Source organism: Bhargavaea massiliensis (assembly GCF_050480245.1).
Lineage (GTDB): Bacteria > Bacillota > Bacilli > Bacillales > Anoxybacillaceae > Anoxybacillus.
The window spans coordinates 58,251-81,427 of record NZ_JBCNEQ010000026.1 but is presented as its reverse complement, the minus strand read 5'-3'; the positions used below and the strand labels follow the sequence as shown (position 1 = coordinate 81,427).

Here is a 23,177-nt window from a genome sequence, read left to right as displayed (position 1 = left end):
TCGTTGTAATATTTAAGCCGCCTACGTCATCCACAACCTCAATCGGGTTACCAGCCTCGTTGAAAGTATATTGAGTTTTGCGGCCATTCGGCTTTTGTATGAGCAATCGCTGTTCCGTTGGATCATAGGTCAATGTGTATACATGGCCTTCGGAATCACGTACTTGACTAAGCCTGTCGCCGTCGTACACGAACTGATTGACAACTGGCTGATCCTCCGTATGTGTCGGCTCGAATACTTTGACTAGACGATCAATCTCATTGTATTCATATCTTGTCACTTCTCCGCCCGCCTGAGTCACCGTCGTTAACAAATCATTCGTGTAGCCATATGTCACCGTCCGATTCATATTTATCGTAATTGTAATACAATATATCCAAAAGAAGAGAAAAAACTAGAAATAAAGGATGCCCTCATGCGAAGGCATCCTTATTTCTTACTTCTTCAAGTTGTAGAATGTTTTTATTCCATCGTATACCGCTGTTTCACCTAGTTGATCTTCAATGCGAAGCAATTGGTTGTATTTTGCAACGCGGTCTGTACGTGAAGGTGCACCTGTTTTAATTTGACCTGCGTTTGTTGCGACGGCGATGTCGGCGATTGTGCTATCTTCTGTTTCACCAGAACGGTGAGAAATAACCGCTGTGTAACCTGCGCGTTTCGCCATTTCAATCGCTTCAAATGTTTCTGTTAATGTACCGATTTGGTTTACTTTAATTAAGATCGAGTTGCCGACACCTTGTTCGATACCTTGTGCTAATTTTTTCGTATTTGTTACGAATAAGTCGTCACCGACGAGTTGCACTTTTTTGCCAAGGCGTTCTGTTAATAATTTATGACCAGCCCAGTCGTTTTCGTCTAAGCCGTCTTCGATCGAAATGATCGGATATTTGTTGACAAGTTCTTCATACCAAGCAACCATTTCTTCTGACGTTTTCACAACGCCTTCGCCTTCTAAATGGTATTTGCCTGTTTCTTTGTTGTAAAGCTCAGAAGAAGCAACGTCCATCGCAAGCATCACTTCTGTACCTGGTTTGTAGCCTGCTTTTTCAATCGCTTCGATAATTGTTTCAAGCGCTTCTTCGTTCGATTTTAAGTTTGGAGCGAATCCACCTTCATCACCAACAGCTGTATTGTAGCCTTTTGCTTTTAATACAGATTTTAAGCTATGGAAAATTTCTGCTCCCATGCGAAGCGCTTCACGGAAGTTTGGTGCGCCAACTGGCATAATCATAAATTCTTGAATATCGACGTTGTTATCCGCATGCGCACCGCCATTTAAAATGTTCATCATTGGCACTGGCAATGTTTTTGCGTTAAATCCGCCTAAATATTGATATAGAGGAATGCCTAAGTAGTCAGCAGCTGCGCGCGCAACAGCCATTGAAACGCCTAAAATTGCGTTTGCACCTAATTTTCCTTTATTTTCTGTACCGTCTAACGCAATTAATGCACGGTCGATAGCAACTTGCTCTGTCACATCGTAGCTACCAATTAATGCTGGCGCGATGACTTCGTTTACGTTTTTCACTGCTTGTAATACACCTTTACCAAGGTAACGGCCTTTGTCACCATCACGCAATTCAACCGCTTCATATTCACCTGTTGATGCTCCACTCGGTACAAGGGCACGTCCGAACGCACCAGATTCTGTGTATACTTCTACTTCTACTGTCGGATTGCCGCGAGAGTCTAATACTTCACGAGCATAAATATCAATGATTGTTGGCATCGTTCATCTCTCCTTTTAAATTTTATTTTTGAATTAATGTTTTTCCTGTCATTTCTTTCGGTTGTTGTAATCCAAGTAAATCAAGCATCGTTGGCGCTAAATCGCCTAAAATGCCATCTTGGCGAAGCGTAATGCCTTTTTTCGTCACGATCACAGGCACCGGATTTGTCGTATGCGCTGTATTCGGACTGCCGTCTGGATTTAACACTTCGTCGGCATTTCCGTGGTCTGCAGTAATAATCGCAATACCGCCTTTTGCAATAATCGCATCGACGACTTTTCCTAAACATTCATCGACTGCTTCGACCGCTTTAATCGTCGGTTCTAATTTTCCAGAATGGCCGACCATGTCCGGATTGGCGTAGTTTAAAATAATCGCATCGAATTTATCCGCTTCAATTTCTTTTAATAGCGCTTCTGTTACTTCGTATGCGCTCATTTCTGGCTTTAAGTCGTATGTGGCTACTTTTGGCGAATCAATTAAAATGCGCTCTTCGCCAGGGAACTTTTCTTCACGTCCGCCGCTCATAAAGAATGTAACGTGCGGATATTTTTCTGTTTCGGCAATGCGCAATTGTTTTAACCCGTTTTGTGACAATACTTCACCGAGCGTATTGTCAAGGTTCGTCGGCTTAAATGCCACATACCCTTTTACTGTTTCACTAAAGTGCGTTAAGCATACGAAAAACAAGTTTTTCGGATGTTTCGGTCCACGATCGAATGAACGGAAATCATCGTTTGTAAACGTGTTTGAAATTTGAATCGCACGGTCAGGACGGAAATTGTAGAAAATGACCGCGTCGTTATCTTGAATCGTTGCGACTGGCGTTCCGTCTTCACGGACGATGACCGATGGCAAGACGAACTCATCGTAAATGCCGTTTGCGTACGAATCATCGATGCACGCAAGCGGATCACGGTATGATGGACCTTCGCCGTACACCATCGCACGATATGCTTTTTCGACACGCTCCCAACGTTTATCGCGGTCCATCGAGTAATAACGACCGGATAATGTCGCGATTTCACCGACACCGATTTGTGCGATTTGTTCATTTAACTGTTGAATGTACGTTTTCGCTGTTTGCGGACCGACGTCACGTCCATCTAAAAAGCCGTGAATGTAAACGTTTTTTACGCCTTCTTTTGCGGCGAGCTTGAGTAAAGCGAATAAATGGTTAATATGGCTATGCACACCACCGTCAGAAAGAAGACCGAAGATGTGTAAATTTGTTCCGTGTTTTTTCACATGATCCATCGCTGCTAAAAATGTTTCGTTGCGCTCAAACTCACCTTCGCGAATAGCGATATTCACACGCGTTAAACTTTGGTATACAATGCGACCAGCACCGATGTTTAAATGGCCGACTTCCGAGTTCCCCATTTGTCCTTCAGGTAAGCCGACGGCTTCACCGCACGCCGTTAACGTTGCATGTGGGTATTCATTCCAATAGCGATCAAAGTTTGGCTTTTTCGCTTGTGCGACCGCGTTGCCAAACGTTTCTTCACGAAGAGCAAAGCCGTCTAAAATAATTAATGCTACTGGTTTTTTGCTCATTTTCCTGCCTCCACGAGTTGTAAAAACGATTGTGGTTGTAAGCTCGCACCGCCAACAAGAGCACCGTCAATATGCTCTTCCGCTAAAAATGCACCGATATTTTCCGGCTTTACGCTACCACCGTATTGAATGCGTACCGCATCAGCCGCTTCTTGTGAGAATTTGTTCGCAATGACTTGGCGAATGTAGCCGCATACGTTGTTTGCATCGTCTGCTGTGGACGATTTTCCTGTTCCGATCGCCCAAATTGGCTCATAGGCGATGACAACTTGCTTTACTTGTTCTTCTGTTAAGCCTTCAAGCGCTTTTTCAACTTGTACACGAACGACTTCATTTGTACGGTTGCTTTCACGCTCTTCTAATGTCTCCCCGCAACAAACGATTGGCACAAGTCCGTGCTTAAATGCCGCAAGCACTTTTTTGTTGACTGTTTCATCTGTTTCCGCAAACATTTCACGGCGTTCGGAATGCCCGATGATAACATACTCCACACCGAGATCTTTTAACGCAACGGGGCTAATTTCACCTGTAAATGCCCCTTGATCTTCAAAATGCATGTTTTGCGCACCAATTTTTACATTTGTTCCTTTTGTCGCCTCAACTAAATGCGCTAAAAAGAGGGCTGGTGCACATACAACGGCATCCACTTGCTCGTTGGAAGGAACCTCATGTTTTACTTCTTCCACAAACTGAAGCGCCTCTTTTAACGTTTTATGCATTTTCCAGTTGCCTGCAATAATCGGCTTTCGCATCGCTTTAATCCCCTTTCTTACTTATCGTTTAATGCGACGACACCTGGAAGTTGTTTACCTTCCATAAATTCAAGCGACGCACCGCCACCTGTAGAAATGTGATCCATTTTGTCTGCAAGTCCGAACTTTTCAACCGCTGCTGCCGAGTCGCCGCCACCGATGACCGTGTATGTATCTTTCGCATCAGCAAGCGCTTGAGCAACAGCTTTTGTCCCTTCAGCAAACGCATCCATTTCGAATACGCCCATTGGACCGTTCCAAATAACAAGTTTTGATTTTAAAATGACGTCGCGATACAATTCGCGTGTTTTCGGACCGATGTCAAGTCCTTCCCAATCGCTTGGAATTTCATCGATGTTCACTACTTTTTTGTTTGCATCGTTTGAAAAATCGTCAGCTACAACTGCATCAACAGGCATATAGAAGTTGACGCCTTTTTCTTTCGCTTTTTCCATGAACGATTTTGCTAATTCAATTTTATCTTCTTCTAATAACGATTTTCCGATTTCATATCCGAGCGCTTTCACAAATGTGTAAGCTAATCCGCCACCGATAATTAAATTATCGACTTTGTCTAATAAGTTTTCGATGACGCCAATTTTATCTTTTACTTTCGCCCCACCAATGATTGCCGTAAACGGACGATCTGGATTAGATAACGCCTTTCCTAACACTTCAATTTCTTTTTCCATTAAGAATCCAGCTACCGCAGGCAAATGGTGAGCAATGCCTTCTGTCGATGCATGCGCGCGATGTGCTGCACCAAACGCGTCGTTTACATACACATCCGCCAGTTCCGCAAATGCTTTCGCTAACTCTGGATCGTTTTTCTCTTCACCTGGATAAAAGCGTACGTTTTCAAGCAACAAAACATCGCCTTCGTTCATTTCGGCAATTGCAGCTTTCACTTCATCGCCATACGCTTCATCTGTTTTCACGACGCGCTTGCCAAGCAATTCACTTAAACGTTCTGCCACGGCATTTAAGCGCATCTCTTCAACAACTTTTCCTTTCGGACGACCAAGGTGGCTCGCTAAAATGACTTTCGCTCCTTGTTCCATTAAATATTGGATCGTTGGGAGCGCGGCGCGAATGCGTGTATCGTCAGTGACGACACCGTTTTGCATTGGCACGTTAAAATCGACGCGGCAAAATACACGTTTCCCTTTCACATCAATGTCACGGACGGTTTTTTTGTTCATGGAGAGGCCTCCTTATTCGTGTGATATATAGAAAGGGAGTGGGGATGAACCCCGCTCCCCTTCTCGGTATGTCCAACTATTTATTATAAACCGTTTTGGGCAAACAATCCAAAAAATTATAAACCTTTTGACGCAATGTATGCAGCAAGGTCAACAACGCGGTGAGAATATCCTGTTTCGTTGTCGTACCAAGAAAGAACTTTCACCATGCGACCTTCCATAACCATTGTTGAAAGGGCATCGATTGTTGAAGAAGCTGTTGAGCCGTTGTAGTCACGAGAAACTAATGGCTCTTCGCTGTAAGCAAGAACGCCTTTTAATTCACCTTCTGCCGCTGCTTTTAAAGCTGCGTTTACTTCTTCCACTGTCACTTCTTTTTCAAGTTCAGCAACAAGGTCAACAACAGATACGTTTGGTGTTGGTACACGCATCGCCATACCATTTAATTTTCCTTTTAATTCAGGCAATACAAGTGCTACTGCTTTTGCCGCACCTGTTGATGTTGGAATGATCGATTCCGCTGCTGCACGCGCACGACGTAAATCTTTATGTGGTAAATCAAGAATTTGTTGGTCGTTTGTGTATGAGTGAACAGTCGTCATCATACCGCGAATGATGCCGAATTTTTCATGTAATACTTTCGCAAATGGCGCTAAGCAGTTTGTTGTACAAGATGCGTTTGAAATAACATGATGGTTTGCTGGATCGTATTTGTCTTCGTTTACGCCCATCACGATTGTAATGTCTTCATTTGTCGCTGGTGCAGAAATGATGACTTTCTTCGCGCCTGCTTCTAAATGTTTCGCTGCGTCTTCGCGTTTTGTGAAGCGTCCTGTTGACTCAACAACGATATCAACGCCAAGTTCGCCCCATCCTAAGTTTGCTGGGTCGCGCTCTGCTTTGACGATAATTTCTTTTCCATCTACAACGATGTTGTTGCCGTTGACAGCCACTTCTGCATCTAATGTGCCATGAACAGAGTCATATTTTAAAAGATGTGCTAACGTTTTTGCATCTGTTAAGTCGTTTACTGCAACCACTTCAATTTCAGGATTTTTTAATGCTGCGCGGAATACGTTACGGCCGATACGACCAAAACCGTTAATACCAATTTTTACTGCCATCGTTTTTGTCCTCCTTTGAAATTGTAGGAATGTATTTTAGAGGGATGAATCATCCCGTACTAACTGTTTTGCTGCACCTTCATCTGTAATTAAGATGCACTGATGTGCCTGTTTTATATACGCTTGAATCGCTTTTGCTTTCGAAGCGCCTCCTGCCACTGCAATGACGCAAGGAACGTGGCGTACATCTTCGAGTTGAATACCGACCGTGTTCACTTTATGAACAACTTCTCCATATTGATTAAAGTAATAACCAAACGCCTCCGCCACCGCTTCGTTTTGCTCAATTTTTTTCATGTCCTCCGGCGGTGTTTTTCTCCGTTCCGCCATCGTTTTTGCGTCACCTATACCATGAATGACGATCGTTGATGACTTGATTAATTCAAGCACTTCTTTAATAGCTGGTTCTTCAATAATCGATTGATACGTTTCAGCACTTAGTTGGTCAGGGACATGTAGCAAGCGATAATGTCCCATCGCTTTTTCAGCCATGCGCGCACAGATCGTGTTTGCTTGATTTGTCACGTCTTCTCCAAGCCCACCACGAGCCGGAACAAATAACACATTTCGGTATTTTGCATCAGGTGTCATCATTTCAGCGACAGCAGCAAGGGTTGTTCCACCAGTAACCGCAACAATGGCGTTCTCAGTTAGTGCGTCTTTTATACGTGAGACACAAGCTCTTCCCATCTCTCTTTTCACCCAAGGAGATTGGTCGCTATCGCCAGCAACGACAATGACGTCTTCGACAGGAAGGCGCTTTTTTATTTTTCTTTCCAACTCTTTTAACCCGAGTACTTCTCGCATCATGTCTTCAAGTTGCATGAGTACATCATTTCCTTCCGACGTTACGCTCATGCCTGCAGATGTTATATCAAGCAAGTTTTGTTCTTTTAAAAACTGCACTTCCGACCGCAAGACACGCTCGCTAATTCCTAAGTTTAGCGAAAGCGTCCGCCGTCCGATCGGTTGCATTAAGCGAATGTGCTGCAAAATTTCATAACGTTTTTGCATAATTGCGAGAAGATCAGGCAACAATTTTCTTTGAACATCAATCCATTGTCGCATGCCTTACTCTTCCTTTTTATTCACTTTTTCTCTCTACATGGACGTTTTAAGTCCCACTATGACATATTGTGTCCCACTCGTTCCAAAAAAATTCACCCCTGCTACAACTTTATTGTAACAGGAAGTGAAAAGTTGTTCAACTGCTTTGTATTTGTTGTAATCGCTTTCTTATGACATCCTTGTGAATACGACCATATGCAACCATTTCTCCGTCGATTTCGATGACAGGTATCATGAGTTGGTATCGTTCGAGCCACTGCTCGTTTTTATAAATATCTACTTCTTCCCATTCCACCTGTAGCTCACGAAGAATAGCTTTTGCCTCATCACAAAGACAGCAGTTTTCTTTCGAATATACGACGATTTTCATGTTTTGTCCCCTTTACGCATATTGCTTTCGTTTCGAAGCTGGCGGAATACAAAGCTGTTCACGATATTTCGCGACCGTCCGCCGCGCTACACAAATATTGTATCGTTGCTCGAGTAAATCAGCAATGTTTTGGTCGGAAAGAGGTTTTTGCCCATTTTCTTGCTTAATTAATTCCGTAATTAAACCTTTTACTTTTTCTTGCGATGCGTGTTCATCAACACCGCTTGTAAAAAAGCGGCGCATGTCAATTAAACCATGAGGCGTTTGCATATATTTATTTTTCACCGCGCGACTGACGGTCGATTCATGAATGTTTAATGCTGTTGCCACTTCGCGCATCGTAAGTGGCTTCATATGGAGCAAACCTTTTTCAAAATAATCACGTTGTCGATGAATGAACTCACAGGCAATTTGCTCAATCGTTGTTGCTCGCTGCATTAAACAACGTTGGATCCATTGAAACTGTTGACGTTTTTCCTCGATATATTTTTGAACGTGTGGATCATCCGATCGTACTTTCCGTTCATACGATTCATTCCATACAACAGTTGGAATAATTTCTTCATTTATCGTTACATTCCACACCCCATTACTATATGACACGATGACATCAGGGACAATGTACGTCATTTGTTCATCGTTATACAAACTTCCTGGGCGTGGATGGAGCGTACGAATAAGTTCCCACACCCGCTGTAAGTCCGCTAACTCTACACCTAGTTTCGATTTTATTTCTTTCCATTTTTTATGGACAAACGATTCGAAATACTCCGTCACAATCGTCTCTGCTAGCTCATCCCTTTGTGGAAGACGAATGAGTTGTAAATATAAACAATGCGACAAATTTTCCGCTCCTACCCCAGCAGGATCAAGTGACTGTAACATATGAAGTGCTCGCGATATAGTCGTTTCTTCTAACTGAAGATGGCAAGCGGCTTCGGAAATCGTTGTATGCAAATAACCATATTCATCAAGTGACGCAATTAAATAATCAAGTGCTTTTCTTTCCTCGTCCGATACACGCATACCAACGAGTTGGCCATGTAAATGTGAAGCAAGCGAGCGATTAAAAGCGCTTACATTTTCGATATAATGTTTCTGATCTGTTCGCTCTCGCCGCTTATTAGCCGTTCGTTTTCGTTCGCGTAGCTCGATAAATGGATTTTCAAGCGCTTGTTCATGTAAAAGCGATTGTAACTCTAGCGTCGAATATTGCAACAATTCAATCGCCTGTACAAGCTCTTTTGTCAACGCAACTTTTAGCTCTTGCCTTTGCGTTAATTGCATCTCCATTCATGCCATCTCCCTTCATCCTCATTTTATCATCTCTTTTAGGGAGAGACGATAAAAACATATTGGATGTTTTTTCTACTATGCATATGCACCGACGGCATGTTATCATTCTTATAGAACAAGCGAGCAAGCCTCGCAAAATTCATCTATTCGTCCGGTGCGGCTCACCGGACTTTATTTTTTATACAAAAAAACCCCGCTCGCATAGCAAGCAGGGTGTCGCTAACGCCCTCGGCAGGATTCGAACCCACGCTAAGAGAACCGGAATCTCTCGTGCTATCCACTACACTACGAGGGCATAATGATAAATGCACTTACCATTATAGTGAAGAAGAAAAAAAAATGCAATAGCCGTGACGTTTAAAATTTCGGAAAGCGGAAACGATGAAAGAAGGGATGCAGAAGAACAAAGGCGAATACATATATATAAGTGAAAGGTGTTTTATTTGACCTTTATTGACCTTTTTTGTATGATAAAAGTACATAAAAAAATGAATTATTCGGAGGAGGAAGAGCATGAACTTAATTCCTACAGTTATTGAGCAAACGAGCCGTGGAGAACGCGCATATGACATTTACTCTCGCTTATTAAAAGACCGCATTATTATTTTAGGAAGCCCGATTGACGATCATGTTGCAAACTCAATCGTATCTCAACTTTTATTTTTAGCAGCTGAAGACCCAGAAAAAGACATTTCTCTTTACATTAACAGCCCTGGTGGCTCGATTACAGCAGGCATGGCGATTTACGATACGATGCAATTTATTAAGCCAGACGTATCGACCATTTGTATCGGTATGGCGGCTTCCATGGGAGCATTTTTACTTGCGGCAGGTGCAAAAGGAAAACGTTTCGCATTGCCAAATAGCGAAATTATGATTCATCAACCGCTTGGTGGCGTGCAAGGTCAAGCAACAGAAATTGAAATTGCAGCGAAACGTATTTTATTCTTGCGCGACAAATTAAACCGCATCTTATCCGAAAATACAGGACAACCGATCGAAGTCATTGAGCGCGACACCGATCGCGACAACTTTATGACCGCAGAAAAAGCAAAAGAATACGGTTTAATTGACCGCGTATTAACACGCGTCGATGAAAAATAAAAACAAGGCGGTGCAACCGCCTTGTTTTTATTCTTGTTCAACGTATTTCACGAGCTTGTTTAGCGCTTCCTGCTCATCTGGACCGTCAGCATAAATGGTAATGACGGCTCCTGAATGGATCGCTAAACTCATCAATCCCATAATGCTTTTCGCATTCACTTTCTTTCCGTCTTTTTCGATATAAATATCAGCTGAAAAGCGGTTCGCTTCTTGAACAAACAATGCTGCGGGACGCGCTTGTAATCCTGTTTTTAATCGGACCTCCACTTGTTTTTCTACCATCATGCATTCCTCCCATCGTTTATAAAGATTTATGAAAATCAATCGGCTGGCCGGTACGAAGTCGTTCAGCAATTTCATCTAATTTGCGCAGGCGATGGTTAATACCAGATTTACTAATTTTACCCCCTGAAACCATTTCACCGAGCTCTCTTAACGTCACATCTTGATATTCAATGCGCAATTTCGCAATTTCACGAAGTTTTTCCGGCAGCTGATCAAGCCCGATCGTTTCGTCGATATAACGAATGTTTTCGACTTGGCGTAAAGCTGCTCCAATCGTTTTATTTAAATTGGCCGTTTCGCAATTAACGAGCCGATTGACTGAGTTGCGCATGTCGCGTACGATGCGGACATCTTCAAAACGCAGTAGTGCTTGATGCGCCCCGATAATGCTTAAAAACTCTGCGATTTTCTCCGCTTCTTTCAAATACGTAATAAATCCTTTTTTCCTTTCTAATGTGCGGGCATGTAAATAAAAAGCGGTGTTCATCAATTCACAAAGCGATTCGTTATGTTCACGGTATAATGAAAAAATTTCTAAATGATAAGACGATGTTTCTGGGTTGTTCACAGATCCTCCTGCTAAAAAAGCACCGCGTAAATACGAGCGCTTGCAACATTTTTTTTGAACAAGCTCTGGTGAAATGGAACGAACAAACGAAAATCCTTCTTCCATAATTTTTAAATCAGATAATAGCTCATGTGTTCCTTCGACGACGCGTACGATATATACGTTATTTTTCTTTAGGCGCATCTTCTTGCGCACGAGTAGTTCTACCGCTACGTCATACCCCCTTTTTAACAGTGTATAAATTCGCCTCGCAATCGCAGCATTTTCCGTTTGAATATTTAACAGTAAACGTCGGTTTGAAAATGATATAGATCCGTTCATTCGAATTAAGGCGGATAATTCCGCTTTTAAACAACACGTCTTTACTTCAATATTCGTTAATTCTTTTTTTGTTTCTGATGCAAACGACAACGATCCCACCTCCTATAAATGTGTGTCGTGCGAAGGAGGTGCAAGAAGCGAAACGAGCAACGCCGCTACTTTTTTTGTATCGTGACGCACCGTTCCATCTCGCTCATCAATGATCGCATCACAAATGACTTGTAAACCGAGCGCTTCTAGCTCTGCCATATCGCAAACAACCGGTGCCGCTAACTCTTTTGCATACCTTTCTTTCGTGTCCGGCAAAATAGGCGCATCGTTGACAATGACCACATCTAAAAATGCACACGCCATATGATCATACAACGCTTTCACATGGTCGCTTGCTGTATAGTTTAATGTTTCTCCCGCTTGGGTCATGACGTTGCATATATATACTTTTTTCGACTTTGATTTACATACCTCTTCGCCAATTTTAGGAACGAGTAAGTTCGGTAAAATGCTTGTATACAAACTCCCAGGCCCGATGACAATTAAGTCAGCCGTTTGTAATTCTGTAATTGTTTCTTCAAGCGGTTCAATGTTTGATGGGGTTAAAAATACACGTTTAATTTTTTTTCCGGAATACGGGATTTTTGATTCTCCGGATACAATCGTCCCATCTTCCATTTCAGCATGTAAAACGACACTTTCATTGGCAGCTGGTAACACTTTTCCACGCACATTCAACACTTTCCCCATTTCACGAACCGCACGCACAAAATCTCCTGTAATGGACGTCATCGCCGCTAAAATTAAATTGCCGAGCGAATGACCTGATAACCCGTTTCCGTTTTCAAACCGATGTTGAAACAATTCGATAATGAGCGGCTCTACATCGGAAAGAGCAGCAAGCACATTTCGAATATCTCCAGGCGGAGGCATATCCAGCTCATCGCGCAGTCGTCCTGAGCTTCCGCCATCATCTGCGACCGTGACAATCGCTGTTAAATCGACATCATATTGTTTCAGCCCCCGAAGCAAAACAGGAAGACCCGTTCCCCCACCAATGACAACAATTTTTTTCACCGATGCGTATCCTTTCTTTTTGCAATATCTCGATGTGACACGTGCGTTGTATATTCGTCTGCAAAATAACGTGCGATATACTCCGCTAACGTTACAGAACGATGCTGTCCACCTGTACATCCGATCGCAATGACAACTTGACTTTTTCCTTCTCGTTTATAGTGCGGAAGCATAAACGAAAGCAAATCTGTTACTTTTTCAATAAATTTTTGCGTTTCTGTCCACTTTAATACATAAGATGACACTTCTTCATCTAATCCGGTTTTTGGGCGCATATGCTCAATGTAATGAGGATTTGGCAAGAAACGGACATCAAACACGAGATCCGCATCAATTGGCAAACCATATTTAAAACCAAATGAAACGACATTGACAGAAAATGTTGTCGTGGCTGGTGTCGCAAATGTTTGCACAATTTTTTCACGCAGTTCGCGCGGTTTTAAGTTTGATGTATCAATAATCATTTGCGCACGCCCTTTTAATTCTTCAAGCAATTGGCGCTCAAGCTTTATCCCTTCAAGCGGCAACCCGTTCGGCGCAAGCGGATGGGAGCGACGCGTTTCTTTATAGCGGCTAACAAGCGTTGCATCGCTTGCATCTAAAAATAAAATTTGCGGGGTTACCCATGATGTTTCCGCTAAATCATCGAGCGCCGCAAAGAGACGGTCAAAAAAGTCGCGGCTGCGCAAATCCATAACAAGTGCAATTTTGTTCATTTTATTGCTGCCTGATTCCCGAATTAATTCAAGAAACTTCGGCAACAATGTCGGTGGCAAATTATCGACACAAAAATAACCTAAATCTTCAAAACTTTGAATGGCAACTGTTTTCCCCGCTCCCGACATCCCTGTAATAATGACCATTTGAACGTGCGCTGACCCTGTGCTCATCGCCCTCTCCCCTTTCTTTAACTCGGATCTAGTCGGTAAGACAACAACTCAAATTCCTCTGTATACGTAAATGTGCCATACATGATTCCTGTCCCTTTAATAACATAGTCAAGAATATGGTAATCGCCCGGTGCCATTGGCAATGTCGGAATATGTTCAATCGGATGCCAAGCGAGTTCTCCTTCTTCACATTGTAATACGTTTTCACCGTCAAAATGTTCCGCAAAAAACGTAAACATCATCCACTCGGAAACGATTTCTTCTCCTCGTTTCATCACAAACGTGAATACCCCTTTTAATTGGGGGTTTTTTAAGTAAATACCTGTTTCTTCGCGATATTCGCGCACACAAGCTTCGCGTATAGACTCTCCTTGCTCCATTTTTCCACCCGGCGCTACCCACCAACCACGCCGAGGTTTTTTCAGCAAGAGTACGTGCCCGTCTTTAACTAATACACAGTTCGTTACTCGTTGCAACGTCGTTCACCTCAAGAACTTTTTTATCTTTGTGTTTTTCTTTTAGAATACATTTTCATTGAATAACAATACAATATTATTTTTATTAAAATTTTTAATTATGATTTATTGTATTTATTTCCTTCGCCCACCACACTATTTCTTACAAACGGTCACAAAGTATAAATTTTGAAACGTTTTCATGACCATAAGCAAAAAAGAAAGCACGGGACGAGAGCCCATGCCAACAAGTGTATATAAAAAGGGGGTCAATTACTTACCTTTATCATACTCTTTTATTGTTTCAGGCGTGTTACAGTTCAATTAAAGCAACATTACGTTTTCGTTACTGAATGTTAAGCTTTTCCTTTAATTCTTCCACGTAATGTTGAGCACTTTGTGCCGCAACGCTTCCATCTCCTGTTGCTGTAACAATTTGACGAAGCGACTTTTCACGAACATCGCCCGCCGCAAAAATGCCAGGCACTTTCGTTTCCATTAGTTCGTTCGTTTCAATGTAGCCATTTTCATTCGTAATACCTAGCGAAGCAAACGGCTTTGTCAATGGCACCATCCCGATGTAAATAAACACACCGTCACACGGAAACTCACGCTCTTCTCCTGTTTGTGTGTGAACGAGCGTCACACTGCCGACGCGACCATCTTTTTCGTTAATTTGCTTCACTGTATGATTCCAAATGAAATCAATTTTCTCATTCGCAAACGCACGTTGCTGTAAAATTTTTTGTGCACGTAACTGGTCGCGACGATGAACGATCGTCACTTTACTTGCAAAACGTGTTAAATACACACCTTCCTCAACCGCTGAGTCTCCACCGCCAACAACGACAAGTTCTTTACCTTTAAAAAACGCCCCATCACATACCGCGCAGTATGAAACACCGCGTCCCCCTAATTCTTTTTCGCCAGGAACGCCAAGCTTTTTATACTCTGCTCCTGTCGCAATAATAATTGCACGAGCTTTATATTGTTGATTGCTTGTCACAACCGTTTTATATTCTTCACCGTCAATCACTTCTTTTACATCACCATATGCATATTCAGCGCCAAATTTTTTCGCATGCTCAAACATTTTTGTTGCTAATTCTGGTCCAAGAATATGGTCATAACCTGGATAGTTTTCTACTTCTCCTGTATTCACCATTTGACCGCCCGGAACCCCACGTTCAAGCATAAGCGTCGATAAATTCGCACGCGATGTATAAACAGCTGCCGTCATTCCTGCTGGTCCTGCACCGATAATAATGACGTCATAAATTTTGTCCTGTGCCACGTTTCCTCCACCCTTTCTCCATGAATGGCTCTCTATTTTATCATTTCCATATTCCTATCGTAATACACCAAGAGAAAAGGGTCCATTAACTTGCTCATTCACACCAATGCTGCTTAATGACTTTCACATACTTCCCAACCGTCGCAACGGATACTCCATACCGCTCAGCAAGCATGCGTTGCGTCACACGTTGACCGCGATGTTTGCGAAACATATATTCAAACGCAGCCGCCCATGCGGCATGACTAGAAAATGAGTCGATGTTTTTCATTGCCTCAATAAAAAAGGAAAACCACGCGATATATAAAGGCTCATATTCAAATCCGTTATGTTGAATAAGCAACGTGACAATGCGATGTGCATCAATCATACATATTGGTGTTTGGCGCCCATGACCATATACATAGTCGCTCCATTGCTGTAAAAGCGGATGAGACCATGATTGTTTTGGAAACGGACAATCGTTTGGTGTAAACGACTTGCTTATTAAATATAACGCATATAATGAAGAAGCAACGTCTTGCTTTTCAAATAGCGATTGAATGTGTTCAATCGTCTGTTCGCGGTAGCGCCACGGTTCGCTTCCTTTTTTATCAGGATGAAGCGCGATTAATTTTTTCCACATCGACTCCGCTAGCATACGATATCCCATATGATAAGCTGCATACGCATACCAATAGTAAAATGGAGCATCCCCTTCAAACCCATGGCGTTGCAGTTGACGCAGCCATTGAAACGCCAAGTCATATCGCCCAATGATCGCAAACGTCACGCCCAGCTTATACCGATGCTCAAATGAAATTGGATGGACGCACTGCAATGATTGCGTGAGTAAAAACAGTCGCTCTTGCTCTTGTAAATAATACGAAAATACCGCATCGTTGCAAAGAGCATGCAAATTGCCTGGATTTTGCTTTAAAATGTATTCGATCGTTTGTCGTGCCCTCCCGACATTACCTTGATAAAAATAAGCAAGCGCTAAATTGTTGTAAGCCGCCCAATTTTCTGGATGTTGTTCAATCATTTCTTCAAACAAAGCAATCGCTTCTTGAAAATCACCTTGTTCAAGCAACGTACGCGCCTGTTCTTGCTTCATTAACATATCATCGTAATTAAGCCATTCATCATCTTGTTCAATCGTTAAAATATCTAATAAGTCGAGCGTATATTCCGCGAACTCCCCGTCAGGCTCGCGCTCCATATACAGTTCAGCATATTTCGTCGCCTCACCAAACAAGCCTAAATGAGCATAGTTGTTAGCCAAAAAATAAAAACATTCGGTTAAATCGTCATCACGTTCAATGACGCGCAACAACCATTCGTTTGATTGCGCATATTCCCCCAATTCTGACAATACAATCGCCAATTGACAAGCAAATGCGCTTTGTTCCGGCTCAAGTTGTACGGCCCGTTGCAAATACGCTTTCGCTTTATGCAAATCTCGGCGGCGATAACATGTTAAACCTTTATTAAAAAAGTACGTCCCGTCTTGAATAAACGGAATGACTTTTCCGACACGTTTTTGCCAATGTTTTTCCATCGAACCCTCCATGTTGATTTCATTCACCGAAAGACAGTATACCACATTTTCGCTCCAGAACAACATGGATGGGCAAAAAAGCGTTACCGATGACGCTCCGCTAGTACAAAAAGAACATCATCGAGCGACACGCGCTGCTCACGCAACAAAACAAGCAAATGATACAATAAATCCGCCGCTTCCCATCGCAGTTCTTCTTTTGAACGATTTTTTGCCGCAATAATGACTTCGGCCGCTTCCTCCCCAACTTTTTTAGCGATTTTATCAATGCCTTTTTCAAATAAATATGTTGTATACGATCCTTCAGGGCGCTTTGCTTCACGCTCCGCAATGACCGATTCTAACACGTTTAAAATGGCAAAGCGATCTGTCCTAGCTATAGGTTTTTCATCGCTTAAACGATGATGAAAACAAGAATACTCCCCTGTATGACAAGCCGGCCCTTTCGGCTCAACAAGAATAAGGAGTGCGTCCGCATCGCAGTCGTAGCGAATATCAACAACTTTTTGTACGTTTCCAGAGGTTTCCCCTTTATGCCATAACATTTGCCGAGAGCGGCTATAAAACCACGTTTCTTTCGTTTCCAACGTTTTTTGCAGCGACTGTTCGTTCATGTATGCTAACGTCAGAACTTCTTTACTGTGCGCATCTTGTACAATCGCTGGCACAAGCCCTTGCTCATTAAAGCGAACATCTTTTACATTCATCGAACGTTTACCCCCTGTTTACGCACGTACTGTTTCACTTGTTGAACAGACGTTTCTTTATAATGAAAAATGGAGGCCGCTAGCGCCGCATCCGCTTGAGCGGCTTGAAACACATCAACAAAATGTTGAGCGCATCCCGCCCCCCCAGATGCAATGACAGGAACGGACACTGCTTCACTCACTTGCTTCGTCAACGCCAAATCAAAACCGTCTTTGCCACCATCGCGATCCATGCTCGTTAATAAAATTTCTCCCGCCCCGCGCTTGACGGCCTCTTTCGCCCATGCGACAACTTCCCAATCTGTCGGACGGCGACCGCCGTGCGTATACACGCGCCACGACTGCATCGTTGGATCGTACTTCGCATCAATTGCCACGACGATACATTGCGAACCAAAAAACCGCGCTCCTTCTGTAATAAGCTCTGGGCGCAATAGTGCCGCGGTATTGACAGAAACTTTATCTGCGCCAGCACGCAAAATCGTTTTCATATCTTCTAACGTGCTAATACCACCTCCGACAGTAAACGGAATGGCAAGCTGCGCAGCAACGCGCTGAACGACGTCCACCATCGTTTTTCGACCTTCGTGTGAAGCGGAAATATCTAAAAAAACAAGTTCGTCAGCCCCTTGTTCATCATACACACGCGCAAGCTCTACCGGATCGCCCGCATCGCGCAATGACACAAATTGCACCCCTTTGACAACGCGTCCATCTTTCACGTCTAAACAAGGAATAATTCGCTTTGTGATCATTGCTCCACCACCTTTAACGCCTCAGCGACTGTAAACTGTTTTGTATATAGCGCTTTGCCGACAATTGCTCCAGCCACTCCTTCGTTTTCGAATTGCTTTAAGGCGCGCAAGTCATCAAGCGAGCGAATGCCTCCTGAGGCGATGACTCGTTTGTTCGTCGCTTCGGCTAGCCGAACGACCGCCTCGATATTTGGTCCTGATAACATCCCGTCTGTCGCGATATCTGTAAAAATAAACGTTTCTGCTCCAGCTTCCGCAAGTTGCTTACCAAGCTCAATCGCTTCGATCGTCGACGTATGCGTCCATCCTTCCGTCGCCACAAATCCGTTTTTTGCATCAATGCCGATGACAATGCGCTCACCGTATGTGCGAAGCATTGCTTTCACAAACGAAGGATTCGAAATGGCAGCGCTCCCTAAAATGACACGCGATACGCCTTGTGCTAAATAATATGCCACATCTTCTTCAGTACGAATGCCACCGCCAATTTGAACGTTGACCCCTAACGTGTTCGCCACTTCAACGACAAACGCATCATTCACTCGTCTTCCTTCTTTCGCGCCGTCTAAATCGACCATATGAATCCATGTCGCTCCTTGTGAAACAAACGAACGAGCCATTTCAACTGGCGAATGTCCATATACCGTTTCCTGATTGTAATCTCCTTGCACGAGACGAACACATTTTCCGTCGCGCATGTCGATCGCTGGATAAATCGCAAACATTAGTTCCTCTCCCTTTCTACAACCCTCGCATAATTTTGCAATAGACGCATCCCGAGCTTTCCGCTTTTCTCCGGGTGAAATTGTGTCCCAAATATCGTTCCACGTCCAACAACCGCGGGAACTTCCACATCATATTGGGCACTAGCTAATACAACCGTCGGCTCGTCCGTTTGCACATAATAAGAGTGAACGAAATATACGTGACCTCGCTCAACGTGATCAAAAAGCGGGGAGGCGTGGTGAAAGTTGAGTTCGTTCCATCCCATATGCGGTACTTTGTATCGCTTCCCTTCTTTTGTCATACCCGTAAAACGAACGACGCGACCTGGAAGCAATTTCAAACCGGACGTCAAACCGTTTTCTTCGCTCTCTTCAAACAAAAGTTGCATACCTAAACAAATGCCGAGAAGCGGTTTTCCTTCCGTTATTTGTTCATGAATAAATGAATCAAGTCTCGTTTCCGATAAAATGTGCATCGCATCTTTAAATGAACCAACGCCAGGCAAAATGAAGCCATCTGCTTGACGCAATTTGTCTTGATCGCTTTCAACGATATACGGTACATTTAGCCGCTCTAGCGCTTTGCTGACGCTATATAAATTCCCCATAACATAATCAATAATGCCGATCATTTACAACATTCCTTTCGTGGACGGTACAGATTTGACACGCGGATCGATCATCGTTGCCTCATCTAGTGCGCGCGCAAGTGCTTTAAATACCGCCTCAATCATATGGTGCGTATTACGACCGTAATGAACGATGACATGGACATTCATTCGTGCTTCTAAAGCTAATTTCCATAAAAATTCATGCACTAACTCGACATCAAACGTCCCTACTTTTTGACTCGGAAATTCGCCACGAAACTCAAGATGCGGGCGATTGCTCACATCGATAACGACTTGGGCAAGCGCATCGTCCATCGGAACAAACGCGTTTCCGTATCGTCTAATTCCTTTTTTATCACCAAGCGCTTGGCGAATCGCTTGCCCTAAACAAATTCCGATATCTTCTGTCGTATGGTGATCGTCAATATGTGTGTCTCCCTTTGCCTGAACAAATAAATTAAAATGGCCGTGCTTTGTAAATAAATCCAGCATATGTGTTAAAAATGGGACACCTGTTTCTAACTCCGCTTTTCCTTCCCCATCAACCGCAAACGTAAGCTCAATTTGTGTTTCATTTGTCGCTCGTTTAATTGTCGCTGTCCGCATCATTTGTCTCTCCTTTTTAATCGTTCCTCTACTGCTCGTGCGTGTGCTTCAAGCCCTTCTAACCGTGCAAACGCGGCAATTTTCTCCGCATGTTGTTGCCATGCTTGTTGACTATAAAAAATGATGCTTGATTTTTTCATAAATGCCTCAACTGTTAACCCAGACGAAAAACGGGCGGTCCCATTTGTCGGCAACACATGATTCGTTCCTGCAAAATAATCTCCCACTGGCTCAGAACTGTACGGGCCTAAAAAGATCGCACCCGCATGTCGAATGTCACTTAATATTTCAAACGGCTCAGCCGTCATAACTTCTAGATGTTCTGGCGCCAATTCGTTCACGACATCAATTGCTTGTTTCATCGTATCGGTCACATAAATGACCCCGTATTCATTGATCGCCTTTTGTGCAATTTCTTTTCGCGGGAGGGTAGCAAGCTGTTTTTCCACCTCTTCCTCTACTTTTAAAGCAAGTTGTAAAGACGGCGTCACTAATATACTAACCGCTCGTTCATCATGTTCTGCTTGCGATAATAAATCGGCGGCAATTTCGTTCGGCTTTGCAGTTTCATCGGCTAGAACGACAATTTCACTCGGCCCTGCTATCATATCAATGTCGACTTGACCAAACACTTCCCTTTTGGCAAGCGCCACGAAAATGTTTCCTGGTCCGAAAATTTTATCGACCGGTTCAATCGTCTCCGTACCGTATGCTAGTGCAGCAATCGCTTGAGCGCCGCCAACTTTATATATCTCTTGAACGCCGAGCTCACATGCAGCAACAAGGACAGCCGCTGGCAACGTTCCGCACTCATTTGGCGGAGAAACGATGACAATGCGTTTCACCCCAGCCACTTGCGCGGGAATGACATTCATAAGCACCGACGACGGATAGGCGGCTGTTCCACCCGGCACATATAAACCGACTGCATCAAGCGGTGTTACTTTTTGTCCGAGAATCGTTCCATCGTCACGCGTCATAAACCACGATGTCATTCGTTGACGTTCGTGATATTCTCGAATGTTTTGCGCCGCTTCGCGAATGATATGAACCATATTCTCATCAACTAGCCAATATGCTTTTTCAATTTCTTCTTGGGTGACGGCAAACGTATCAAGCGAAATGCCATCAAACATTTCCGTATATTTTTTTAATGCGCCATCTCCGTTGTTTCGCACATCATCAATAATCCGTTTGACTGCTTGTCTTTGCTCTTCCGTTCCACTTTCGATCGTCCGCCGAAGCGATACGGTCCCTTGTACACGTTCAATTTTCATCATTTTCCCCCGCTTTCTCGATCGCGTATGTTAAACGATCAACCATTTGTTCAATCGCTCGATCTTGCATGCGATAACTAACCGGATTTACAATAAAACGGGATGTCACATCAACAATTCGCTCTAATTCAACGAGCCCGTTTTCTTTTAACGTTCGCCCTGTCGAAACAATGTCAACAATTCGTTCGGCTAGGCCAATGAGTGGGGCTAATTCAACAGACCCGTTTAATTTAATAATTTCTACTTGTTCCCCTTGCTCGCGAAAATAAGTTGATGCGATATTTGGATACTTTGTTGCGACTCTCGGCGCAATCGGGTGAACACGCGTATTCGGGAGCCCCGCCACCGCCAAATAACAAGGACTTATGCGCAAATCCAACATTTCATACACGTCTCGCTCTTCTTCAAGGAGCACATCTTTACCAGCAATGCCGACATCAGCAACCCCATGTTCAACATATGTCACAACGTCCATCGGCTTCGCTAAAATAAAGCGCATCTGTTCATTCGGGACGTCAATCATTAGTTTTCGAGAATGTTCCAAGTCATCAGGAATTTCATAACCCGCTTGTTTTAACAATACGAGCGCCTCCGCAAAAATACGTCCTTTTGGCATCGCAACCGTCAGCATCATCGTTCATCCTTTCCGCGTTTCCCTAATACGTACACTACATCGTCAAATGATGCAGTAAATTGATCCATATCCTGAATACCTGCAACTTGTTGCAATACAACTTTTTCCCCTTTTCGTCTCATTTCTGCTGCTTTCGCATACGCCTCCGCAAAACGTTCTTGACTAAAAATAATACACGTCGTTTTTTCATCGTTCCGTTGCTCGCCAAGCGCTTCCATTAAGCGATCTAAACGGACGCTAAACCCCGTCGCAGGCGAGGAGCGGTGAAATTTCGCCAACAATTCATCATATCGTCCGCCGTTCCCAAGTAAAAACCCAACGTTTTTCGCGTACACTTCAAACAGGACGCCGGTATAGTAACTCATATGGCTCACTAAGCTCATATCCATTTTTACCATATCGATAACTCCATATTGTTTAACATGCATCCATAACTGTTCTAATTCATCAAGCGCCCGTCGCTCCGCTTCTGTTGTCGCGGATGCTTTTGCCTCCGCAACGACTTCCTCTCTCCCTCTTAACGTTAAAAGACGTAAAAGGCGATCACGGTCAATCGAGGAGAGCGGCAACGATTTGACGTGTTCCCGATAGCCGACGTAATTTTTTTCATATAAAAAGCGACGCAACGTTTCTACGCGTTGTTCGTGACGCAAAATATCGAAAAATAACGCATCAACATAGCCAATATGCCCGATCGTCACAGTAAAATCGCGCAATCCTGCCCGCTTTAAAGCAAAAATCATTAAACTAATCACTTCTGCATCAGCATACATCGTGCCGTCGCCAACGTATTCCACTCCCACTTGCTCAAACTCTGCCGGTCTTCCTCCTTCACGCTGCTGAGCACGAAACACATTCGCCGCATACGCTAAACGAAGCGGACACCCTTCCTTGTATAATTTCGATGCTGCTAGGCGAGCAATGGGAGCAGTCATATCTGGACGCAACACGAGCGTATGCCCCTCCCGATCAAGCAACTTAAATAGCTGCTGATCTAAAATCGCCGATGCGGCACCAACCGTTTCGTCATATTCTAACGTCGGTGTTTCAATAAACGAATATCCCCATGTTTCGATTTCTGCCATCATTGCTTCCCGCAATGCACGTTTTGTTTTATATACATCTGGCAGCGTATCCCGCATGCCGAGCGGCTTTTCAAACATAAATACTCTCATTTTTGTCCCGTCCTTCTTTCGCTTTAGTTCGCTAATATATTAGCAAAGTAAAGTTTGTTA

24 protein-coding genes and 1 tRNA gene are annotated in these 23,177 nt (G+C 43.5%); 1 reads left to right on the top strand and 24 read right to left on the bottom strand.

Features of this window, described 5'->3' with window-relative positions; genetic code table 11:
• Nucleotides 1-436: 436 nt before the first annotated feature.
• The 9 genes from eno to ABEV15_RS07125 form a co-directional block, all read right to left on the bottom strand.
• Nucleotides 437-1,732 (bottom strand): phosphopyruvate hydratase, encoded by a 1,296-nt coding sequence (gene eno / locus ABEV15_RS07165; RefSeq protein ID WP_004892483.1) that lies wholly within the window; start codon nucleotides 1,730-1,732, stop codon nucleotides 437-439.
• A 22-nt stretch (nucleotides 1,733-1,754) separates the two neighbouring features.
• Nucleotides 1,755-3,290, bottom strand: coding sequence for a 2,3-bisphosphoglycerate-independent phosphoglycerate mutase (gene gpmI / locus ABEV15_RS07160; RefSeq protein WP_429636448.1), 1,536 nt, complete (start codon nucleotides 3,288-3,290; stop codon nucleotides 1,755-1,757).
• Nucleotides 3,287-4,042 (bottom strand): triose-phosphate isomerase, encoded by a 756-nt coding sequence (tpiA, locus tag ABEV15_RS07155; protein ID WP_498852798.1) that lies wholly within the window; start codon nucleotides 4,040-4,042, stop codon nucleotides 3,287-3,289. Before tpiA ends, gpmI begins: the two co-directional genes overlap by 4 nt.
• Nucleotides 4,043-4,059: 17 nt before the next feature.
• Nucleotides 4,060-5,244, bottom strand: a complete 1,185-nt coding sequence (locus tag ABEV15_RS07150) for a phosphoglycerate kinase (RefSeq protein WP_498852797.1) — start codon at nucleotides 5,242-5,244, stop codon at nucleotides 4,060-4,062.
• Between the two features lie 116 nt (nucleotides 5,245-5,360).
• Nucleotides 5,361-6,368 carry a type I glyceraldehyde-3-phosphate dehydrogenase gene (gap, locus tag ABEV15_RS07145; RefSeq protein WP_498852796.1) on the bottom strand — a complete coding sequence of 336 codons (1,008 nt, stop codon included), beginning with the start codon at nucleotides 6,366-6,368 and terminating at the stop codon, nucleotides 5,361-5,363.
• Nucleotides 6,369-6,404: 36 nt separating this feature from the next.
• Nucleotides 6,405-7,436, bottom strand: coding sequence for a sugar-binding transcriptional regulator (locus tag ABEV15_RS07140; protein WP_498852795.1), 1,032 nt, complete (start codon nucleotides 7,434-7,436; stop codon nucleotides 6,405-6,407).
• A 136-nt stretch (nucleotides 7,437-7,572) separates the two neighbouring features.
• Nucleotides 7,573-7,806, bottom strand: a complete 234-nt coding sequence (locus ABEV15_RS07135; RefSeq protein WP_498852794.1) for a glutaredoxin family protein — start codon at nucleotides 7,804-7,806, stop codon at nucleotides 7,573-7,575.
• 12 nt (nucleotides 7,807-7,818) lie between these two features.
• Complete coding sequence (gene rpoN, locus ABEV15_RS07130; protein WP_498852793.1) at nucleotides 7,819-9,099, bottom strand: RNA polymerase factor sigma-54; 1,281 nt, start codon at nucleotides 9,097-9,099, stop codon at nucleotides 7,819-7,821.
• Between the two features lie 226 nt (nucleotides 9,100-9,325).
• Nucleotides 9,326-9,397, bottom strand: a tRNA-Arg gene (locus ABEV15_RS07125).
• Between the two features lie 218 nt (nucleotides 9,398-9,615).
• Between ABEV15_RS07125 and clpP the strand changes: the two genes are divergently transcribed.
• Nucleotides 9,616-10,206 (top strand): ATP-dependent Clp endopeptidase proteolytic subunit ClpP, encoded by a 591-nt coding sequence (gene clpP, locus ABEV15_RS07120; RefSeq protein ID WP_004892507.1) that lies wholly within the window; start codon nucleotides 9,616-9,618, stop codon nucleotides 10,204-10,206.
• Nucleotides 10,207-10,233: 27 nt separating this feature from the next.
• On the opposite strand, the gene ABEV15_RS07115 is transcribed toward clpP, so the two are convergent.
• The 15 genes from ABEV15_RS07115 to ABEV15_RS07045 form a co-directional block, all read right to left on the bottom strand.
• Complete coding sequence (locus ABEV15_RS07115; RefSeq protein ID WP_498852792.1) at nucleotides 10,234-10,488, bottom strand: HPr family phosphocarrier protein; 255 nt, start codon at nucleotides 10,486-10,488, stop codon at nucleotides 10,234-10,236.
• 19 nt (nucleotides 10,489-10,507) lie between these two features.
• Entirely contained in the window at nucleotides 10,508-11,470 is a 963-nt protein-coding gene (gene whiA / locus ABEV15_RS07110) for a DNA-binding protein WhiA (protein ID WP_498852791.1), read from the bottom strand.
• Nucleotides 11,471-11,482: 12 nt separating this feature from the next.
• Complete coding sequence (locus ABEV15_RS07105) at nucleotides 11,483-12,448, bottom strand: gluconeogenesis factor YvcK family protein (protein WP_498852790.1); 966 nt, start codon at nucleotides 12,446-12,448, stop codon at nucleotides 11,483-11,485.
• Nucleotides 12,445-13,338 carry an RNase adapter RapZ gene (rapZ, locus tag ABEV15_RS07100; RefSeq protein WP_429632810.1) on the bottom strand — a complete coding sequence of 298 codons (894 nt, stop codon included), beginning with the start codon at nucleotides 13,336-13,338 and terminating at the stop codon, nucleotides 12,445-12,447. The genes ABEV15_RS07105 and rapZ overlap by 4 nt, the downstream gene beginning before the upstream one ends.
• Before the next feature lie 17 nt (nucleotides 13,339-13,355).
• Nucleotides 13,356-13,814 (bottom strand): NUDIX hydrolase, encoded by a 459-nt coding sequence (locus ABEV15_RS07095; protein WP_429632812.1) that lies wholly within the window; start codon nucleotides 13,812-13,814, stop codon nucleotides 13,356-13,358.
• Between the two features lie 325 nt (nucleotides 13,815-14,139).
• Nucleotides 14,140-15,087, bottom strand: a complete 948-nt coding sequence (gene trxB, locus ABEV15_RS07090) for a thioredoxin-disulfide reductase (RefSeq protein WP_429632814.1) — start codon at nucleotides 15,085-15,087, stop codon at nucleotides 14,140-14,142.
• Nucleotides 15,088-15,181: 94 nt separating this feature from the next.
• Nucleotides 15,182-16,627, bottom strand: coding sequence for a tetratricopeptide repeat protein (locus tag ABEV15_RS07085; RefSeq protein ID WP_498852789.1), 1,446 nt, complete (start codon nucleotides 16,625-16,627; stop codon nucleotides 15,182-15,184).
• A gap of 83 nt (nucleotides 16,628-16,710) precedes the next feature.
• Nucleotides 16,711-17,334: a bifunctional phosphoribosyl-AMP cyclohydrolase/phosphoribosyl-ATP diphosphatase HisIE gene (gene hisIE / locus ABEV15_RS07080; RefSeq protein WP_498852788.1), complete on the bottom strand. Its 624-nt coding sequence runs from the start codon at nucleotides 17,332-17,334 to the stop codon at nucleotides 16,711-16,713.
• Nucleotides 17,331-18,089 carry an imidazole glycerol phosphate synthase subunit HisF gene (gene hisF, locus ABEV15_RS07075; protein WP_498852787.1) on the bottom strand — a complete coding sequence of 253 codons (759 nt, stop codon included), beginning with the start codon at nucleotides 18,087-18,089 and terminating at the stop codon, nucleotides 17,331-17,333. Before hisF ends, hisIE begins: the two co-directional genes overlap by 4 nt.
• Complete coding sequence (gene hisA, locus ABEV15_RS07070) at nucleotides 18,086-18,814, bottom strand: 1-(5-phosphoribosyl)-5-[(5-phosphoribosylamino)methylideneamino]imidazole-4-carboxamide isomerase (RefSeq protein WP_498852786.1); 729 nt, start codon at nucleotides 18,812-18,814, stop codon at nucleotides 18,086-18,088. The genes hisF and hisA overlap by 4 nt, the downstream gene beginning before the upstream one ends.
• Nucleotides 18,814-19,446 (bottom strand): imidazole glycerol phosphate synthase subunit HisH, encoded by a 633-nt coding sequence (gene hisH, locus ABEV15_RS07065; RefSeq protein ID WP_498852785.1) that lies wholly within the window; start codon nucleotides 19,444-19,446, stop codon nucleotides 18,814-18,816. The genes hisA and hisH overlap by 1 nt, the downstream gene beginning before the upstream one ends.
• Nucleotides 19,447-20,034, bottom strand: coding sequence for an imidazoleglycerol-phosphate dehydratase HisB (gene hisB / locus ABEV15_RS07060; RefSeq protein WP_429632827.1), 588 nt, complete (start codon nucleotides 20,032-20,034; stop codon nucleotides 19,447-19,449).
• The gene (gene hisD, locus ABEV15_RS07055) at nucleotides 20,031-21,308 is read right to left on the bottom strand and encodes a histidinol dehydrogenase (RefSeq protein ID WP_498852784.1); all 1,278 of its coding nucleotides are present in this window, start codon (nucleotides 21,306-21,308) and stop codon (nucleotides 20,031-20,033) included. Before hisD ends, hisB begins: the two co-directional genes overlap by 4 nt.
• Nucleotides 21,298-21,939: an ATP phosphoribosyltransferase gene (gene hisG, locus ABEV15_RS07050; protein ID WP_498852783.1), complete on the bottom strand. Its 642-nt coding sequence runs from the start codon at nucleotides 21,937-21,939 to the stop codon at nucleotides 21,298-21,300. Before hisG ends, hisD begins: the two co-directional genes overlap by 11 nt.
• Entirely contained in the window at nucleotides 21,939-23,117 is a 1,179-nt protein-coding gene (locus ABEV15_RS07045) for an ATP phosphoribosyltransferase regulatory subunit (protein WP_498852782.1), read from the bottom strand. Before ABEV15_RS07045 ends, hisG begins: the two co-directional genes overlap by 1 nt.
• Nucleotides 23,118-23,177 lie beyond the last annotated feature (60 nt).

Excerpts from the sequence above, each read along its gene's own strand:
- ABEV15_RS07140 (WP_498852795.1), bottom strand. The coding sequence starts at position 7,436 with ATGCGACAATGGATTGATGTTCAAAGAAAATTGTTGCCTGATCTTCTC.
- hisF (WP_498852787.1), bottom strand. The coding sequence starts at position 18,089 with ATGATCACAAAGCGAATTATTCCTTGTTTAGACGTGAAAGATGGACGC.
- hisA (WP_498852786.1), bottom strand. The coding sequence starts at position 18,814 with ATGTTTGCGATTTATCCAGCGATCGACATGCGCGACGGAAAATGTGTT.
- ABEV15_RS07045 (WP_498852782.1), bottom strand. The coding sequence starts at position 23,117 with ATGAGAGTATTTATGTTTGAAAAGCCGCTCGGCATGCGGGATACGCTG.
- tpiA (WP_498852798.1), bottom strand. The coding sequence starts at position 4,042 with ATGCGAAAGCCGATTATTGCAGGCAACTGGAAAATGCATAAAACGTTA.
- hisG (WP_498852783.1), bottom strand. The coding sequence starts at position 21,939 with ATGCTGACGGTTGCGATGCCAAAAGGACGTATTTTTGCGGAGGCGCTC.
- hisH (WP_498852785.1), bottom strand. The coding sequence starts at position 19,446 with ATGATCGGCATTATTGATTATGTTATGGGGAATTTATATAGCGTCAGC.
- ABEV15_RS07150 (WP_498852797.1), bottom strand. The coding sequence starts at position 5,244 with ATGAACAAAAAAACCGTCCGTGACATTGATGTGAAAGGGAAACGTGTA.
- ABEV15_RS07085 (WP_498852789.1), bottom strand. The coding sequence starts at position 16,627 with ATGGAAAAACATTGGCAAAAACGTGTCGGAAAAGTCATTCCGTTTATT.
- ABEV15_RS07135 (WP_498852794.1), bottom strand. The coding sequence starts at position 7,806 with ATGAAAATCGTCGTATATTCGAAAGAAAACTGCTGTCTTTGTGATGAG.
- eno (WP_004892483.1), bottom strand. The coding sequence starts at position 1,732 with ATGCCAACAATCATTGATATTTATGCTCGTGAAGTATTAGACTCTCGC.
- hisB (WP_429632827.1), bottom strand. The coding sequence starts at position 20,034 with ATGATGCGGACAGCGACAATTAAACGAGCGACAAATGAAACACAAATT.
- hisD (WP_498852784.1), bottom strand. The coding sequence starts at position 21,308 with ATGAAAATTGAACGTGTACAAGGGACCGTATCGCTTCGGCGGACGATC.
- rpoN (WP_498852793.1), bottom strand. The coding sequence starts at position 9,099 with ATGGAGATGCAATTAACGCAAAGGCAAGAGCTAAAAGTTGCGTTGACA.
- ABEV15_RS07115 (WP_498852792.1), bottom strand. The coding sequence starts at position 10,488 with ATGGTAGAAAAACAAGTGGAGGTCCGATTAAAAACAGGATTACAAGCG.
- hisIE (WP_498852788.1), bottom strand. The coding sequence starts at position 17,334 with ATGAATGTAAAAGATGTTCGCTTTAATGAGCAAGGGCTTGTGCCAGCG.
- clpP (WP_004892507.1), top strand. The coding sequence starts at position 9,616 with ATGAACTTAATTCCTACAGTTATTGAGCAAACGAGCCGTGGAGAACGC.
- rapZ (WP_429632810.1), bottom strand. The coding sequence starts at position 13,338 with ATGAGCACAGGGTCAGCGCACGTTCAAATGGTCATTATTACAGGGATG.
- gpmI (WP_429636448.1), bottom strand. The coding sequence starts at position 3,290 with ATGAGCAAAAAACCAGTAGCATTAATTATTTTAGACGGCTTTGCTCTT.
- gap (WP_498852796.1), bottom strand. The coding sequence starts at position 6,368 with ATGGCAGTAAAAATTGGTATTAACGGTTTTGGTCGTATCGGCCGTAAC.